General features: G+C 63.4%; 14 protein-coding genes. 1 reads left to right on the top strand and 13 read right to left on the bottom strand.

Going from position 1 to position 18,026, the window contains the following annotated elements:
• Positions 1-8: 8 nt before the first annotated feature.
• From LB566_RS23955 to LB566_RS23895, 13 genes are all read right to left on the bottom strand, one after another.
• Entirely contained in the window at positions 9-953 is a 945-nt protein-coding gene (locus LB566_RS23955) for an ABC transporter substrate-binding protein (protein WP_140516347.1), read from the bottom strand.
• Positions 954-1,097: 144 nt separating this feature from the next.
• Positions 1,098-1,442 carry a peptidase inhibitor family I36 protein gene (locus LB566_RS23950; protein WP_140551346.1) on the bottom strand — a complete coding sequence of 115 codons (345 nt, stop codon included), beginning with the start codon at positions 1,440-1,442 and terminating at the stop codon, positions 1,098-1,100.
• A 210-nt stretch (positions 1,443-1,652) separates the two neighbouring features.
• Positions 1,653-2,498 carry a DUF1194 domain-containing protein gene (locus tag LB566_RS23945; protein WP_224627845.1) on the bottom strand — a complete coding sequence of 282 codons (846 nt, stop codon included), beginning with the start codon at positions 2,496-2,498 and terminating at the stop codon, positions 1,653-1,655.
• Between the two features lie 101 nt (positions 2,499-2,599).
• A complete protein-coding gene (locus LB566_RS23940; RefSeq protein WP_224627844.1) occupies positions 2,600-5,161 on the bottom strand; it encodes an FAD-dependent oxidoreductase in 2,562 nt (853 codons plus the stop codon).
• A 148-nt stretch (positions 5,162-5,309) separates the two neighbouring features.
• Positions 5,310-6,068: an FkbM family methyltransferase gene (locus tag LB566_RS23935; protein WP_224627842.1), complete on the bottom strand. Its 759-nt coding sequence runs from the start codon at positions 6,066-6,068 to the stop codon at positions 5,310-5,312.
• Positions 6,065-7,297 (bottom strand): hypothetical protein, encoded by a 1,233-nt coding sequence (locus LB566_RS23930; RefSeq protein ID WP_224628035.1) that lies wholly within the window; start codon positions 7,295-7,297, stop codon positions 6,065-6,067. The genes LB566_RS23935 and LB566_RS23930 overlap by 4 nt, the downstream gene beginning before the upstream one ends.
• A gap of 11 nt (positions 7,298-7,308) precedes the next feature.
• Positions 7,309-8,739: an aspartate aminotransferase family protein gene (locus LB566_RS23925; RefSeq protein WP_224628033.1), complete on the bottom strand. Its 1,431-nt coding sequence runs from the start codon at positions 8,737-8,739 to the stop codon at positions 7,309-7,311.
• Positions 8,740-8,844: 105 nt separating this feature from the next.
• Positions 8,845-9,852 carry an NAD-dependent epimerase/dehydratase family protein gene (locus tag LB566_RS23920; RefSeq protein ID WP_224627840.1) on the bottom strand — a complete coding sequence of 336 codons (1,008 nt, stop codon included), beginning with the start codon at positions 9,850-9,852 and terminating at the stop codon, positions 8,845-8,847.
• The gene (locus tag LB566_RS23915) at positions 9,849-10,298 is read right to left on the bottom strand and encodes an EamA family transporter (RefSeq protein WP_224627837.1); all 450 of its coding nucleotides are present in this window, start codon (positions 10,296-10,298) and stop codon (positions 9,849-9,851) included. Before LB566_RS23915 ends, LB566_RS23920 begins: the two co-directional genes overlap by 4 nt.
• A gap of 123 nt (positions 10,299-10,421) precedes the next feature.
• Positions 10,422-11,774 (bottom strand): FAD-dependent oxidoreductase, encoded by a 1,353-nt coding sequence (locus tag LB566_RS23910; protein WP_224627835.1) that lies wholly within the window; start codon positions 11,772-11,774, stop codon positions 10,422-10,424.
• 2 nt (positions 11,775-11,776) lie between these two features.
• Positions 11,777-13,210, bottom strand: coding sequence for a UbiA family prenyltransferase (locus LB566_RS23905; RefSeq protein WP_224627833.1), 1,434 nt, complete (start codon positions 13,208-13,210; stop codon positions 11,777-11,779).
• A gap of 205 nt (positions 13,211-13,415) precedes the next feature.
• Entirely contained in the window at positions 13,416-13,679 is a 264-nt protein-coding gene (locus LB566_RS23900; protein WP_140551337.1) for a hypothetical protein, read from the bottom strand.
• Positions 13,680-13,832: 153 nt separating this feature from the next.
• On the bottom strand, positions 13,833-16,322 hold the full coding sequence (locus LB566_RS23895; protein WP_224627829.1) for a mechanosensitive ion channel family protein: 2,490 nt from the start codon (positions 16,320-16,322) through the stop codon (positions 13,833-13,835).
• 440 nt (positions 16,323-16,762) lie between these two features.
• Here LB566_RS23895 and LB566_RS23890 point away from each other — a divergent pair, with 440 nt between their 5' ends.
• Positions 16,763-18,022 (top strand): sarcosine oxidase subunit beta, encoded by a 1,260-nt coding sequence (locus LB566_RS23890; RefSeq protein ID WP_224627827.1) that lies wholly within the window; start codon positions 16,763-16,765, stop codon positions 18,020-18,022.
• Positions 18,023-18,026: the final 4 nt, after the last annotated feature.

The raw sequence follows: 18,026 nt of genomic DNA, 5'->3' as shown, positions 1-18,026 counted from the left end.
GCGGCCGGTCAGTTCGCCACGGCGCTGGTGTCGGCCAGCGTGGAGACGTCAGGCGCTTCCTTGATCAGCCCCATCTGCAGCAGAAGCTCGCCGGCGGTCTTGGAGAAATCCTGGAACTCCTTGGTGAAGAACTGCTTGTTCTCCGCCCGGTCGGCCCATTTCAGGTACTTCGCCGAATCCTCGAACTCCTTGGCCGACTGTTTTACGTCCGCGCCCATGATGCCGTAGGATTTCTGCGGGTCTTTCTTGATCAGGTCGAGCGCGTCGAAATAGCTGTCGGCAAGCGCCTTGGCGGCGTCCGGATTGGCTTTGAGGAATTCGGGCGTGCAGCCGACCGTGTCGAGAACCATCGGGTAGTCGAGCGTGGTCGCCAGAATGTGGCCCTGGTCGGCCTTGTCGCGCACCGCCGAGATGAACGGTTCATAGGTGACGGCGGCGTCGTTCTGGCCGGCAAGGAAGGCTTGCGCCGCCGCATCCGGCTCCAGGTTGACGACCGTGACATCCTTGGTCGACATGCCGTTCTTGTTCAGCACCCAGGCCAGCAGGAAATAGGGCGAGGTCCCCGGCGCCGAGGACGCGACAGTCTTGCCCTTGAGGTCGGCGACGGTCTTGATGTCGTTGCGCACGACGATGCCGTCGGCGCCGTAGGACTTGTCGAGCTGGAAGATCTGCTTGGTGGTCACGCCGCTGGCGTTCCACACCTGCCACGTCTCGACCGTGGTGGCGGCGCATTGCAGATCGCCGCTGGCGATGGCGAGCGGCCGGCTGGCCTGCGGCACTTTCTTCAAGGTCACGTCGAGGCCGTGCTTCTCGAAGAGACCGGCCTGTTTGGCGAGCGTCAGCGGCGCGAAGCCGGTCCAGCCGCTGATGCCGATAGTGACCGATGTGGCGGCCATCGCCGGCGCGGACAGGCCGGCGGCAAGCGCCAGCGTAAGGATAATGGTCCTGTTCATGTCAGTTCCCCTTTGTTTTCTCTGGGGGAATGTTCACGGACGCCGCCCGGCTGTCAATGAACAGGGCCGTGTTTGCCCACATCGTCTGCGACAAAGGTCCTCGGCCTTGCCGCGATAAAGCGGCAAGGCCGAGGACCTTTGTCGTCAATACTGGTCGCAGTAGCACTCCGCGGACGAGATGCGATCGTTCCAGTCGCTGCCGCCGAAATCGCGGACCCTGCGCCTGATCTCGATCGAACGGCCTCCCCTGCGCGAATCCTCATAGGCAACGAGAGTGCAGCCCCGGCGAACGATCACCGACGACACGCGGTCGTTCCAGAACTCGCGGCCGCGAAAATTGACTGAATCGTCGGCCCCGAGCGCGATCGACCGCCCACGAAAATTCGCATTTTCGAACATGATGCAGGCGGCCTGATCATCGTATTGGGCGCTGGCGCCGTCGGCGTAGAGCATGGACGCGACCGCAGTCAGGATAGCTAGACGTCTCATCTGGTGTTTCCTCGGTTTGACCGCGTCACCCCGTCCGCCGGATGGCGCGGCAAGTTCAGTTTGCCACTGCTTCTGCCGGACTGGCAAGCCTGGAGCAGTTCGGCATTTCACGGAAACGCCGAACCGCTTTAACTATTTTTTTCAATCAATTCCAAAGGGAAAGCGTTACGCGCGTACCGGCAAAGCGCTATGCGCTTTTTCTGGAATTTCTCAGCGGCTATCGAGCATCCAGTTGCGGTTGCGCCACATCTTTTCGCCGACAAGGCAATCGCTGGCTCGTTCGGCCTGCGCCAGCACCACCGTCGGACGATCGGCCTCTTCACCCGAACGCGGCGAGGCCGGGCCGGCGAGCTCCAGCACAAGCTTGCGGCGGATGGCTTCGGGAAACTGCGTCCAGTCGTTGACCGGAACCATGAAGGCTCCGGGACCGCCAATGACGCAGTCGCTGTAATAGCGGTCGAGATCGTTGACGTCATAGGCGCTGGTGAAACCGCCGCGAGTCATCAGCGGCAAGCCGTTGATGACGATGCCTTGCTTGACCACCTCGTCACGGATGATGTCGACCGGCGCGCCCTGGTTGTTGGGGCCATCGCCGGAAATATCGATGACCCGCTTCGTCCCTTGAAAGCCACTTTCGGCGAAAAGGTCCGCGCCGAATTCCAGCGCGCCGGAGATCGACGTGCGCCGCGCGCTGTTGGGCGGCTGGGCGGACAGCCGCGCCACCACCCGCTCGGCGTCGGCGCGAGTGGCAATCACCGTCCACGGCACGATGACGTGCTGCGAGTTGGTGCCGGCCCATTCGACATAAGTGACGGCGATCCTGCCATAAGCGCCGGCGGCGATGGCTTGCAGCACATGATCGTGCGTCAATGCAGCCGCGTAGCCGCGACGCTGGATCTCGAGCTCGTCAGCCGACATCGACAGCGAGACGTCGACCGCCAGCACCAGCTCGACGTCGACCGGCTCGTCCGCGAGCGACGCGGGCGCCAGCCACAGCATCAGCGCCAGGGCGGCGGCGCCTGAAAGCAGATGTCTTGCGCGAGCAAAAGCAGACATGCCGCAAGGTAAGCCAGAATCGCCAGCCGAAAAAGAGAAAAGCCCGACCATCGCCGCCGGGCTTATCCAAAATTTGCTCAGGAGCCCTGCTGGGCGGTTGCCTAGCTTCTCGGCTTCAGATTCTCCGGGTCGTAGAGCGGCTTGTAGCCGACCCCGGCGACCTCGACCGGATAGGTCTCGCCGAAATACTCCACCTTCAGCTTACGGCCCTCTTGGGCATAGGCCCAGGGCAGATAGGCGAGCGCGATGTTCTTGCCGATGGTCGGGCCGTAGGCGACCGAGGTGGTGAAGGAACGGCGGCCGAGTTCATCGACCAGCGTCTCGCCGGTCTCGGGGTCCAGTACCGGCATCGTACCCACCGGGTAACGCGCCACGCCCTTGGAATCGGTGTTTTCGGTCATCACCAGCGTGCACAGCATCGCCGGCTGATGCTCGCGGGCGCGGTATTCCAGGTGCTTGGCCTTGCCGCAGAAGTCGTTCTCCTTGACTTTCGGGCGGGCAAGATCGGCCTCGAGCAGATTGTATTCGGTCAGGAGATCGGCGTTTTGTAGGCGCAGGCTCTTTTCCATGCGCCGCGTGTTGGCATAGGTCTCGACGCCGAACGGCATCACGCCGGTCGAACGCAGCGCATCCCAGACGGCCAGCCCGTCCTCGTAGCGCATGTGCAGTTCCCAGCCCTGTTCGCCGACATAGGAAATGCGGAACGCGGTGACATCCTTGCCGCCGATCCGTATCGGCTTGATCGCTGCGAACGGGAAATTCTCCAGCGCAAGGCCGTCGGGATTCTCGACCACCTTCTGCAGGGTTGCTCGCGCGTTCGGACCCCAGATGCCGATGGTGACGAATTTTTCCGTCACATCGGTGATGGTGACATCGAAACCTTTATCCTGCGCGGTGCGGCGCATGTACTGGAAGTCGCGCGGGCCGGCGTCCGCGCCGTCGATCAAACGGCAGCGGTCGGCCATGCGGATGACGGTGAAGTCGGCGCGCACCATGCCTTCCTCGTCGAGGAAGTGGGTGTAGATGCCCTTGCCGATATTGTTGTCGCCGCCGATCTTGGCCGCGCACAGCCACTCCAGCAGCGCGACGTGGTCGGGTCCCTCGACGTCATACATCGAGAAGTGCGACAGGTTGACGATGCCGCAGTCTTCGCTCATCGCCAGATGCTCGGCATTGGAGACGCGCCAGAAATGGCGGTTGTCCCATTCGTTCTCGCGCACCGGTACCCGGTTGGCGTATTTCTCCAGAAGATGCTCGTTGGCGGCATAGCCGTGCGCGCGCTCCCAGCCGCCGAGCTCCATGAAGTAGCCGCCGAGTTCCCTCTCGCGCTCCCAGAACGGCGAGCGCCTGATGTTGCGGCCCTTGGAGAAGGGCTCGCGCGGATGCACGGCGGGATTGTAGACCTTCATCGCCGTCTCGGTGCAGCGATCCCAGATAAACTGCTCCTTGGTCTGGTGCGGATAGAAGCGCGCATAGTCGATGGCGTGATGGTCGATCGAGGTGCGGCCGTCCGTCATCCAGTCGGCGATGAGCTTGCCCATGCCCGGGCCGTCCTTGACCCAGATGGCGACGGCATACCAGAGACCCCTCACCTTCTGGCTCTCGCCCATGGACGGGCCGCCGTCCGCCGTCACCTGCAGCAGGCCGTTGAAGGAGTGGCTTTCGTTATAACCGAGTTCGCCCAGAATCGGCGTCAGTTCCATGGCGCGCTCCAGCGGCGCCAGGATCTGCTCCATGTCGAGGTCGCGCTGCGAGGGCGAAAGCCGGGCCTGGTCCTTCTCGAGCAGGTCGCGCGGATGGCAAAGGCGCGGATTGGTCTCTTCGTAATAACCCCACTCGATCTGCCCGCCCTCGGCGGTCTTGGGGTCGCCGGTGTCGCGCATATAGGCCGAGTTGCCCTGGTCGCGCAGCAACGGCCAGCCGATCTCCTTGCCCGTGCCGGCGAACTCGTTGTAGGGGCCGAAGAAGGTGAGCGGATGGTCGATCGGCATCACGGGCAGGTCCTCGCCCACCATCTCGGCGATCAGCCGCCCCCAGATGCCGGCGCAGACGATGACGTAGTCGGCCTCGATGGTGCCGCGGTCGGTGACCACGGCGCTGATGCGGCCGTCCTTGACGACGAGCGACCGGGCCGGCGTGTTGGCGAAGGATTTGAGCTTCCCGGAGGCTTCCGCCTGGTCGACGAGCTTGCCCGCGACCGTCTGCGAGCGCGGAATGACCAGACCGGCGTCGGGATCCCACAGGCCGCCCTGCACCATTCCCTCTTCGATGAGCGGGAATTTCTTCTTGATCTCGGCCGGTTCGATCAGGCGGGCGCGCGTGCCAAAAGCCTTGGCGGAGGCGATCTTGCGCTTGATTTCGTCCATGCGGCCGTCATCGCCGACGCGCGCGACTTCGAGACCGCCGATGCGTGCGTAATGGCCCATCTTCTCGTAGAAGTCGATGGAGTACAGCGTCGTCCAGCAGGACAGGAAATCGTGGCTGGTGGTGTAGCAGAAGTCGGAAGCGTGCGCCGTCGAGCCGATGTCGGTCGGGATCCCTGATTTGTCGATACCGACAATGTCATCCCAGCCGCGTTCGATCAGGTGATGGGCGATCGACGCGCCGACAATGCCACCCAGGCCGATGATGACGACCTTCGCCTTTTTCGGAAACTCTGCCATTGCCCGCGACTCCAGGTGCTGTTGCGGGCGGCGTCGGCGCCCGTTTGATCGGCGCACAATATGCAGAGGACGGTGAGCGCGCTACCGCCTGTTTGCGACACGCCGCGGATGCGCCGCGACCCGATTTGGATCAGGAAAATCACTGCCGTCAGGCGAAGGCCCAGATGTCCTCCGCCTGGAAACCGACCTGGTAGCCGGCGGTCTTGAGCTTCACCACGACTTGGCCGATTTCCGCGGCGGGCAGTGCGCCGACCTCGACCTTGATCATGCCCGGACGGTAGCGTTGGAGATCGAGTTGCTCGAAGACCATCCAGTCTGCGCCCTCGCAATCGACGAGGAAGGCGTCGATATGGTTGATGCCGTTGCGGTCGAGCAATGTCTGCAAGGTCTCGGACGGCACTTCGATGTCCCTGAGATAGGGCGCGAACTTATTGAAATTCACGTCATCCTCGCCCCAGGCATTCTTGCCCGACATCAGGTTCGTGTCGGTGACCGAGGAGCAGCCGATGAACTCGATCGGCAGCGTGCCCGCCTCGAGGGCTGCGGCATCGAAGGTGTGGACGGTGATCGTCCCCCTTGTTTTCGTGACGGCAACCGGCTCGATGATGAAGCGGCTGATATCGGGATAATTGGCGCGCAGGCGCTTCTGGTTATAGGGGATCGGCTCGACCAGCAGGGCACGGGCGCCGGATATGCGATGCAGCCACGGCGTGACGTCGTCGAACAGCGCGCCGTCGCAGGCACCGATATTGACCATCTGGAAAGGCCGCCTTGTCCCGCCGAAGCGCGCTTTCAGTGCCGCCCCGGCCAGGAATTTCGTGCCGCGCAGCGACGGACCGCGGTCGAGCAAACCGGCCGGAAGGCCAAGCGACAGCGCGATGCGCGTCAGGCTTGATAGCGAACTCATGGCGTGTCTCCGGGAATGGCATGCAAGGCGACGCGGTGCTGGCCGGGGGCGATCGTCGCCCACAGCGCCATGAAAGGGGTGGCCAGCAGCAGGAATGGCGGGACCAGATGCGGGAAATAGATGCGCGTGTCGTGGATCGGGAAGACGGTGAATTTAGCCAGCGCACCGAGCACGAGCGCCGCGAACAGAATGCCGGCGCGTCGGTCGAGCCGGAAGCCGGCACGACCGGCCGCGTACCAGCCGGCCAGCGCCAGCACCGAGACGCCAATCCAGCTGTTCAGGCTGACGGCGCGCAGCAGCGATGCGGCAAACGCCTTGAGATAGGCAAGGACCGAGAACGGCGGCTCGAACCCCTCCATATTGTAGTGCTGCGCGACGCTGGAGAACCACAGATGCGGCCACCAGCCAGGATGATGCGCCCAGTGCGAGATGGCGAAATAGGCGACGAAGGACGCCGCAAAACCGGCCAGCGCGCCCCATGCCTGCTGCCGGAAGGCGGTGAGCAGAACGGCGAAAACGGCAAGAAAGACAATATTGTCCGGCCGCACCATGAAGGCCAGGAAGAGCAGGATCGCCGTCGCCGCCTCGCGGCCGCGGACATAGGCATAGAGTCCTGCGAGTAGCAGGGCCGAAGTCAGCAGATCCGGCGTCGAGGCGCGCGCCGCATCGCCGAAATCGGCCATGATCAGCACCGCGCCGATCACCGGCGCCAAGGCCAATGCCTTTTCCGAGCGCAGCCACAGCAGCGTGGTCGCGCCGAACAGCAGCACCGAGGCCACCTGCACCAGGCGCATCGCTTCGACCGGCGACATGACCGCGCTCAGCGTCGACAGGATCTCGGCGTAGAGGAACTTGATCCGGTACATGCCGAGCAGCGAATGGAAGTCGGCGGCATTCTGCGCCATGTGGCTGCGGAAGCCGCCGCCATCATCGGTCAGCGTCTTGTAGTCACCTGCCGATACTCCGGCCTTGACGGTGTTGTAGGCATAGTCATGCAGTGCCTGCGCATCGGGATAGGTGCCTTCCTCTGATATGGCGAGATAGGGCAGCATGTCCCAATTGGCATCGGGCATCACCCAGGCCGTCAGCGCCGTCAAAAGGATGTAGAGCGCGAAAGCCGCCGCGCCGATGGGTGCCGCCAGCCGCGCATAGGTCCCCTCACCCCACGCCAGGCCGGCCGCTGTGAGCCGGTCGAGCGGGTTTTGCGGAGTGGGCGACTTGGTCAGCATCGTCGTGGTGCTCAACGAACCTGGCTTTTGACGAAATCCTTCACGATTCCCACAATGCCGCGCGACAAGAGGCTGTCGAAAGCATCGACGAACCGGTCGACATGCTCGCGCCGGCAGATCAGCGGTGGCTCGAGCCGAATGACGTTGCGGTTGTATTCGGTGAAGGCGACCAGCACGTCGTAGTCACGCAGCAGCAGCGCTCCGGCGAAGCCCGACAGCGAACCCTTCAGCTTCTCGTCAAGCACGCTGACCACCGGCCGCAACACCGTCGGCAAGGTCTGCGAAAAATCATGGAACTCGAGCCCGATCATGAGCCCCTTGCCGCGCACGTCCTTGATGATCTTCGGGTATCTGTCCTTCAGCGCCTGCAGGCGCTGCAAAAGGTACTCACCGGTGGCGGCGGCGTTGTCGATCAGGCCCTCGTCATAGAGAACGTTGAGCGCTTCGATCGAGGTGACGCAGGCCTCGCCCATGCCGCCGAAAGTCGCCATGGCATGGATCATCGCCGTCTTCGGCGTGCCGTAGGCCTTCATATAGATCTCGCGCCGGGCGACCATCGCGCCGACCGCCGCCTTGCCGCCGCCGAGCGACTTGGCGAGCGCCGTCACGTCGGGAACGACGCCATAATGTTCGAAAGCATAGAAGCGGCCGGAGCGGCCATAGCCGCACTGCACTTCATCGGCCACCCACAGCACACCGTACTGATCGCACAATGCGCGCAGCTTCTGCCAATATTCCGCGGGCGCCTGGATGATGCCGCCGCCGCCCTGGATGGTTTCCAGCACGATGACGCCGATCTCGGGATCGGCGCGGAATGCGCGCTCGACCGCTTCGATGTCGGCGAAGGGAATGCGGACCGCATTGTCGGCCACCTTGAAATCGGCGCGGTAGAGCTGGCCGTCGGTGATCGCCAGCACACCCTTGGTCTTGCCGTGGAAGGAATTCTCGGCATAGACGATTTTGGGCCGCTTCGGGCCGGCGGCACGCTCGGCGAGTTTTACCGCCGCTTCCATCGCTTCCGAGCCGGACGAGCCCAGAAACACCATGTCGAGATCGCCCGGCGAACATTTGGCGATGTTGTGCGCCAACGCGGCCGCATATTGCGACATGAAGGCGATGGCGATCTCCTGGCGCTTCTCCTCCTGGAATTTCTTGCGCGCTTCGAGGATGCGCGGATGGTTGTGGCCGAAGGCCAGCGAACCGAAGCCGCCGAAGAAATCCAGGATCTTGCGGCCGTTCCGGTCGATATAGAACATGCCCTCGGCGCGCTCGATCTTGATCTTGTGGAAGCCGAGCAGCTTCATGAAATGCAGCTGGCCCGGGTTGAGATGTGCCTTGAACAGGTCGGTCATCGCAGCGACGTCCATCGCCTTGGCCTGCTCGACGCTGATCAGGTCAGGCTTGGCGATGGTGGCTGGCGACAGCGCCGGCGCGCTGACCATGGTGCGCGCGCTCGCCTGATCGGGCTTGGCCATGACGGTCATTTTCAATCTCCTGTCCGCGCGCAGGATCGGGGATCGTGCGCAGATGAAACTGTTGGCGGGCTGCTATTCGGCCGGCACATGTTTGGTGGCGACGGCATGGCCGGCCTTCCTGGCGCGGTATTCGCTGTAGGCGGCGATCAGCATGTCCTCGTCGCGATGTTGCGGCACCCAACCGAGCTGGCGTCCCGCTTTGGAGACGTCGAGCACGCAGTCCTCGTCGGCGATCAGATATTGCTCCGGATCCATGATCGGCAGGTTCATGAGGTCGAGCAGGTCGAGCGTGCGCTTCACCGCCCAGCCCGGCGTCGGAATCAGGATCGATTTCGAACCGGCATGCCTGATCAGGTCGCCGAGCAATTTCCTGACCGGCGGCGGGTTGAGCGAACCCAGATTATAGGCCTCATCAGGCACGCCGGCCTTCCAGGCCGCGCGGGCAGCTTCCGCACAATCGAAAACAGAAATGAACTGGTATGGATTCCGGCCCGAGCCGATCATCGGCACTGGAAGGTTCCAGTCGATCAGCTTGAACAGCTTTTCAAGGATGCCGAGGCGGCCGGGACCGATGATCAGGCGCGGACGAAACAGCGAGATCGACATGCCGCGCTTGCGCCATTCGCCAGCCAGTTCCTCCGTCTTCTGCTTCGACCAGCCATATTCGCCGAGCGGCGCGACCGGATGCTCTTCGGTCATCGGCTGGGTGACCGTGTGGCCGTAGATCATGTCGGTCGTGTAATGCACGAGCCTGGCCGCGCCGGCCTTGTCCATCGCCTGCATGATGTGCTCGGTGCCATGGAAGTTGACCGGAAAGAAGAAATCGTGGCGCTTGGCGCGCACCTGGATCGGCGACAGCATCTTTGCCGACAGATTATAGACCATGTCGTCGGCCTTCAGCCCAACCGCCGTGACAGATGCAGCGTCGGTGACATCGCATTGGACGAAGCCGACGTTGCGGTAATGCGCCAGGTCGCTCTTGACGATGTCGGCAACGACAACCTCTTCGCCATCCGCCACGAGCTTCGGGGCAAGGTGGCGACCGACAAAGCCGTCGCCGCCGAAAATCACATGTCTCATCGAACGATCTCGCTGGTGCCGATCTTGTCGGGAGTGATGGAAACGGTCTGCTCGTCATGCCCGCGGGCACCCAAGTCTCGGCCGCTTTGGGCGATCAGCACTGTGCCCACGCAGATGCAGGCGATACCCGCGACGCGCCAGCCATTGAGGTCCTCTCGGAAGACGAAATAGGCGAAGACCGCGACGGCGACATAGGCGAGGCTAAGGAACGGATAGGCAAAGGAAAGCTCGACCTTCGACAGCACATAGAGATGCGAGGCCATGGAAATGACGAAGGTGCACAGGCCGAGGAACACCCAGGGGCTGAAGACGATCTGCAAAAGCTTGATAAGCGGGTTGGCGCCTTCGAACGAGATCGGCCCAAGCGACATCATGCCTTGCTTCAGCATCAACTGCGCGGCCGCATTGGTCATGACCGTAAAGAGAATGAAGGCGATATATTTCATGTCAGCTCACCCACCCGTGAGGCCTTCTATTACAAACCCGAAAAGATTTCGTGAACTCACAAGGATATTTTGAGTAAATCTCCTCGTTAACCACTTGCTAACCAAGATCCATTTCAATTTTATCTATTCGGCGGCCTCGGCACCCCGTCTTCGCAGGTCGATGTTTTTCGCGGTGCGCGCCCAGAAATCGGACATGAAGGCGGGATCGCGCTGCGCCTCCAGCCGTGACCACTCCGGAAAGGACGCGGCGAAGGTTGCGGCGCTCATGCGCGCATCCTTGTAGGGGTTGACCGCTCCGCCGGCTCCGATGGCGATGCGGTCAAGTTCGTCCAGCAACGCCAGGGTCGCGGCTCCCCTGTTGGGGAAATCCAGCGTCAGCGTGTAGCCAGGCCGCGGAAAGGAGAGCAGCGCCGGGGATCGGACGCCGCCGAAGCGTTTCAGGACAGTGAGGAACGAGCCCTGCCCGGCCCGCCTGGCAGTCGCGAGCAGCGTCGGCACCGCTTCACGCGCGGCTTCTTCCGGCACGACGCTTTGATGCTGGAACAGCCCGTTCGGGCCGTAAAGCCGGTTCCAGTCGCGCACACCGTCCAGCGGGAAGAAGAAGCCCTGGTAACCGACCTGGCGCGGTGCGGCGAAGCGGCCTTTCCTCCATCGGTAGGCCGCATTGAAGGCGCTCAGGAACGGTCGGCTGAGCACATTGAACGGCGGCTGGAACGGCACCGCGAAATTGCCGCCGGCGCGCGCGGCGCTATGCGAGCCATGCTCGGCGTGATTGCCCGTGAACAGCAGGCCGCGCCCGCTGCCCCGGCCGCCGGCGAGCTGATCGATCCAGGCGACCGCATATTCATTGGCCTGGTCCGCCGCCTCGGCCAGGTCGAAGAACTCGCCCAGGTCGCGAAACGGCGTCACTTTCTCGATGATGTCGAGGGAATGCACCCGCATCAACCGGATCGAGGCCGACAGGATCAGGCCTGTCAGCCCCATGCCGCCGATCGTCGCCCGGAACAACCGCGGATTGTCCGTCGCGGAGCAGCGGTAGGTCCGTCCATCGGACCGCAGCAGTGTGAGGCTTTCGACATGGCAGCCGAACGTGCCGCGCCGGTGATGGTTCTTGCCGTGGACGTCGTTGGCGATGGCGCCGCCGAGCGTGACGAACTGCGTGCCCGGAACGACTGCCGGGAAGAAGCCGTAGGGCGCGGCGTGGGCAATGATGTCGGACAAAAGCACGCCCGTATCCGCTTCGAGAAGGCCGGTCTCGGCATTGAAGGCGCGGATGCGGTTCAACGGCCGCATGTCGACGACCGCGCCGGCCTCGTTCTGGCAGGAATCGCCATAGGATCTGCCATTGCCATAGGCAAGCAGCGAGGCGTGCCTGGCCTGGCCGCCCCTCAGCAGCACGATAGCATCATCGACGCCGATGGCGCGCGGCGCGGGCGGCGTCGCGCGCCCGAAGCTGTCGAAGCGCTCGCCGGCCATGTCTACCAGCCCCCGATCACCAGCAGCACGGCGCCGATCAGCACCACGATCTGGCTGCGCCAATCGCGGATGATGAACACGACCGGATCGTCATGCATCTCATCGCGACGCGCCAGGATCCAGACCCGCATGGTGAGATAAAGCACGATCGGCGGCAGCGGCCAGATCAGCCAGGGATGCGGGTAGAGCTCACGCACCGCGACACTGTCCATGTAGAGCGCCAGCACCAGTGCCGAGGAAAAGGCCGAAGCCATGCCGGCCTGGGCGACGATCTCCTGGTCCTCGGTCCGATATCCGCGCCCGGCAATGCGCTCGCCGGGTGGAATGGCGGTGGTGCGCAATTCGACGAAGCGCTTCACCAGCGCCAGCGACAGGAAGAAGAAGATCGAGAAGGCGAGCAGCCAGAACGAGACCTCGACGCCGGTCGCGGCCGCGCCCGCCAGAACGCGGATCGTGTAGAGGCCGGCCAGCGTCAGCACGTCGACCAGCAGCATGCGCTTGAATGACAGCGAATAAGCCGTGGTGACAGTCAAATAGCCGCCGAGCACTGCGAGGAATTCGGGCGACAGAAACAATCCTGTGCCGATGCCGATCGCCAGCAGCACCGCGATCGCGCCGATCCCGAACGGGATGGAGAGCGCGCCGCTGGCGAATGGCCTGTTACGCTTGGTGGCATGCTTGCGGTCGAGCGCCAGGTCGAAGAAGTCGTTGAGGATATAGATGGCCGAGGCCACCGCGCTGAACGAGATGAACGCCAGCACGCACTCCCAGATCATGCCGGCGTTGAAATATTCGTGCGAAAGCACCATCGGCACCGCGATCAGCGAATTCTTCAGCCACTGATGCACGCGCAGCATCTTGACGATGGTCCGCAATGTCGGTTTCGGCGCCGACATGGTTTCGGCGCCATGCGCCGCCTGCCAGCGCGCGGCGTGGCGATCCGGCGCCACCACGATCGCGCTGCGTGCCGCATCGAAAACCTTGAGATCATGGCGGCTGTTGCCGGCATAGTCGAAGCCGCCATCGCCATAGGCCGCGATAAGCGAGGCACGTTTCTTGCCGGAAGTCAGATTGTCGACCCCGTCCGTCGCCAGCACCCTGTCGAAGACACCGAGGTGGCGAGCGATGGCGTCGGCGAATTTGCGTGGCGTGCCTGTCGCCAGCACGATCTTGCGGCCTTCGGCATGCTCGGCCCGGATGCGGTCGAGCAATGGCGCGCGGTAAGGCAGCGACGCGGGATCGATATCGACGCGCTGGGCGATGGCCTGCTTCAGGCGGGCCGGCCCGGCGGCGGCCCAGAAAGGCACGAGGAAAATGTAGAGCGGGTTCTTCTTGAGAAGGATGAACAGCCCTTCCCATAGCAGGTCGGTCGCGATCAGCGTGCCGTCGAGATCGACCGCAAGCGGTATTGCGTTTCCGTCCGACCGCGCGTCCATGTCGTCCTGTCCTGCCTCGAACCCGTCGCGCCGTTTGTCGGCGTCTTCGCAGGACGTATAGCGGGGAGGTGGCGTAACGAACGTTAAAACGCCCGGTTGTGGGCGGCTGTCGCCGCGGTATTTCCCGCGTCATTGTTAAACAACCGCTACGGGAAACAATAAAAGGCCGGACAAACGCCCGGCCTTTCAAGGCATGCCGTCGAAATTACTTGATGCGGGCGACGCCGCCCGAGATCTCGACCGTTTCCGATCCGGTCAGGGCTTCGAGGTCGCCATTGGGCAAGGTGACGAAGCAGCCATTCGGGCAGAATTCCACGGTTTCACCGGCGGCCAGCGCCAGGTCGGTCTTGCTGCCGCCTTCCGTCACGATCAGCGTGCGGGTCTCGGCGTCCTTGTTGACCGCGCTGGCGGAATGGGCCGGGCCGCTCACGGCGAGCAAGGCGACGGCGGCGACGAGCGACTTCCACATGTGCAGTATCGGTGTTCCCACCGCCTCTGTTGCATTTCGCAAGGCATCCTCGCCTTTGCATGGGAGCTTATATGAGATGGAAGCTGAACCGCAACTGAATGCCGCATTCATGCCGCAATTGGTTTGACCGCCTGAAACCTTCCGATCGCCAATCTAATCCGGGTCAGGCTTCTTCGCCTTGCGTCCCGATCTGGCGAGACGTTTGGCCTCGGCCGCGGCCTCCAGCTTCGCTTGTTCCTGCTCGGCGAAATCGGCCTCGATCTTGTCGTCGTCGGTCGGCCAGGCCTTCGCATTCTTGGGCTCGACGACCGCGCGTGGCGTCGAGGGTATCTCGATATGCTGGTCGCTGAATGTTGCCAGTACGGTGAAGCGGATATCGTTCTGCACGATGTTGCCGTTCATCACATCCGCCAGGAACACGCGGATCTCGAATTCCAGCGCGGCAGGCCCGAAATTGGAAAACAGCACGAACGGTTCGGGGTTCTTCAGCACCAGCGGATGACCGCGGGCGATCTCGAGCAGCACGGCGTGCACCTGCTTGACGTCGCTGCCATAGGCGACGCCGACCTTGATGTCGATGCGGCCGAGCTTGTTGCGGTGCGTCCAGTTGCCGACGGCGTTGTTGATCAGGTTCGAATTGGGCAGGATCACCGACTGCCGCTGGAAGGTCTCGATCTCGGTGGCGCGCACGCTGATCTTCTTGACGGTGCCGCTGATGTCGCCGGCGACGATCCAGTCGCCGACCTTGAACGGCCGCTCGGCCAGCAGGATCAGGCCCGAGACGAAGTTCGACACCACGTTCTGCAGGCCAAAGCCGATGCCGAGGGAAAGCGCGCCGGCGACCAGCGCGAGGCTGGACAGGTCGATGCCCGCCGCCGAGATGCCGATCAGTGCGGCAAGTGCCACGCCGGCATAGCCGACGGCCAGCCGAATCGAGTTGCGCACCCCCGTGTCGACCTTGCCGCGCGCCATCACCGAACCGTCGAGCCAGCCCTGGAACCAGCGCGTCAGGAAATAGCCGATGATGAAGACGACGATGCCCGACAGGATGCCGGTGACCGAAATTGTCACCGAACCGATATTGATCCCGGTCGCCAGCTTGTAGGCCCAGGCCTGGATGTCGCCCAGTTGGAAGCCCCACATCAACAGGATCAGCGGCAGGAAGACCAGGACGATCATCACATTGATGGCCACGCTGACGACAAGGCCGAGCTGGTCGAGCGCGGTGTCCTCGTAGCTGGAATTGGCCGACAGCCAGCGTCCGACCGATGTGTTGGCGAAGGCGCCCTCGTCGCCGATCGCTTGTGCCGACAGGAAGCCGATATAGGCAGTGACCAGGGCGGTGCCCGTGACCACGACCTGCAGCGACACGAAGAGCGCAAGGCCGATATAGCCGAGCAGCGCCGCGATGATGGTGAAGAACCCCAAAGCCAGCGCCAGGTAGCGCAGCCATGCGGGCCAAGGCCGCCAGCTGCCGTCACGGGCCTTGAACGGCCGCAGCATCGCCATCAGGATCAGGATGATGCCGACGACGATGGTGGCCACGAAACTGCGCGCGATCGTCAGCGACAGCGGCGATCCCATCTTGTCGTTGATGACGGACAGGAAGGTGTTGACGCTGATGACCACGGCCATGGCGGTGGTGAGCCGCACCAGCCAGCGCGCCGGCCCGGTTTCGACCGGGATCAGGCGCCAGTTCGGCAGCCGCGGCTCGAGCGCCGCATTGGCCAGCCGGTTGACGCAGAACACCACCCCGATGACGGTCGCCAGCGCATTGAGGAAGAGGCCAATGTCGCCGCGCAAAACGTTGTAATAGTTGAAAAAGAAAATCGTCGATCCAAGAAATGCGCCGACCGCCAGCGTCGGCAGCAAGGTCGACCAGAAGGCCACCGAAAGGCGACTGAGGTAGGACGGGTCCTCGTTGGACGGATCGGCTTCGAACACCCGTCCAAACAACCGCCTGCCGCCGACCAGAAGCACCAGGGCCAGCCCGAGTGCAACAAACGTTGCCGCCAGAATGGCCTGGAACTTGAACCTGAAGGCGAAGCTCAGCCAGGACGAGACCGCCTTGTAGAAATTGCCGAATTCGTCGCGGGCGTCGGAAAAGACCTGTGGGCTCAGCGCATCCGACAGCACATAGCGCTTGGTCAGGAGATTGCGGAAGAGCGCGCTGCGCATGTTGCCGATCTTGTCGATCAGCCCGCTGATGCGGATCGACAGCGTCTGCGCCTGCGCGATGACGGCGTTGATCTCGGCCTTTTCGGAGACCAGCGCCTGGCGCTCGGAGCTGACGATATCGGGTTCCGGCGGCTGGCCGGCGGCGGGTGCCGGGCCAAGCTGCTCGAGCCGGCTGTTGATCTCGCTAAGGCGGGTGCGGAAGGCCAGCGCGCTATTCAGCGATTGCCGCGACAGTTCCTCGAGCTGAAGGCGGATATCGACGAGGGTGGCGTCGTCATCGCCGTCCTGCTGGATCTTCTTGTCGAGATTGTCGGTCTTGGTCGTCAGGTCCTGGAGGATTTTCTGCTGGTCGGCGACCAATCCGGCAGGCGCCTGGCCAAGCCCCTGCGCCGACGCGTCGAAGGAGAGCGGCGCCGAAACGACAAGCGTCAGGATCAGAACGAGGCGAAGCAATTTGAAAAACATGATTTGTTGGCGACTCAAGGCGGCAATGGCAATGAATTTGCCTGTCCTTGATAAAGACGGCCATATCATGGGGCAAGCCGTCGCATCCGACCGCCAGGGCTCCGAACCCGGGGCAACCAAGACCTGACGACGGCCAGTCCCTCTGCGCCGGCAGCTTTTGCGATAGGAATTTTTTCTTGACTGGGTGAAGGCAGCTATGGTAGATATTCAGCCATGGTGCTGACTCGCGCCAGGGACCGCCGCACAGGCGGGTTTTTTCGTTCAACAGCGCGCCGACGAGGACTCCGTCACCCGGATTCGTCGCCTGATCCGACCGCCACCTGGGCTGATCTGGCGGTGGCCGGAGCGTCGGCCAGTCGAAAGGCGATGGCGCAATATTGGCTTTGCGCGTGCGGCCTGCTCTATAGTCTGCCGCATCGCCCGAAACGGACATCATATCCATGGCAGAGTACTCGGCCCTTTCGCTGCTCGCGAACGCGCTCAAGGGAAACAAGGACTGGAAGCCGGCCTGGCGCAAGCCGGACCCGAAGGCATCCTACGACGTCATCATCATCGGCGGCGGCGGACACGGGCTGTCGACCGCCTATTATCTCGCCAAGGAACACGGCATCACCAACGTCGCGGTGCTGGAAAAAGGCTGGCTCGGCTCCGGCAATGTCGGCCGCAACACCACCGCCGTGCGCTCCAACTATCTGCTGCCCGCCAACACCCGCTTCTACGAGCATTCGATGAAGCTGTGGGAGAACCTGTCGCACGATCTCAACTACAACGTCATGTTCTCGCAGCGCGGCTGCCTGAACCTGGCGCACACGCCGGCCCAGTTCGACGACTATGCACGACGCGGCAACGCCATGCGCCATCTCGGCGTGGACGCCGAACTGATGACGCCGGCGCAAATCAAGCGCCTGATCCCCGCGCTCGACATTTCCAATGATGCACGCTTCCCCGTGGTCGGCGGCCTGATGCAGCGGCGCGCCGGCACCGCCCGCCACGACGCCGTGGCCTGGGGCTATGCGCGCGGCGCCGACCGGCGCGGCGTCGACATCATCGAGAATTGCGAGGTCACCGGCTTCCTGCGCGACGGCGACCGCATCACCGGCGTGACCACATCACGCGGCGACATCCGCGCCAAGAAGGTGGCGGTCGCGGTGGCCGGCAGCACCGGCCGGGTGATGCAGCTTGCCGGCATCGAGACGATGCCGATCGAGAGCCATGTGCTGCAGGCCTTCGTCACCGAATCGCTGAAGCCCTTCATCGATACGGTCGTCACGTTCGGCATGGGCCATTTCTACATGTCGCAGTCGGACAAGGGCGGCCTCGTCTACGGCGGCGACATCGACGGCTACAACAGTTACGCCCAGCGCGGCAACCTGCCCATCGTCGACGAGGTGATGAGCGAGATGCTGGCGCTGTTCCCGGGGCTTGCCCGCGTGCGCATGCTGCGCTCCTGGGGCGGCGTCTGCGACATGTCGATGGACGGCTCGCCCATCATCACCACCGGCCCGCTGCCGGGCATGTATCTCAACTGCGGCTGGTGCTATGGCGGCTTCAAGGCGACGCCCGCCTCCGGCTGGTGCTTTGCCTGGACCATCGCCAAGGACGAGCCGCACGACCTCAACGCCCCCTTCACGCTCGACCGCTTCCATCGCGGCCTGGTGATCGACGACAAGGGCCAGGGCGCCAACCCCAGACTGCACTGAACAA

This window comes from Mesorhizobium sp. CA13, assembly GCF_020165235.1.
Lineage (GTDB): Bacteria > Pseudomonadota > Alphaproteobacteria > Rhizobiales > Rhizobiaceae > Mesorhizobium.
Note: the sequence above shows the minus strand (reverse complement) of the source record. Positions and strands in the feature narration are given on the sequence as shown.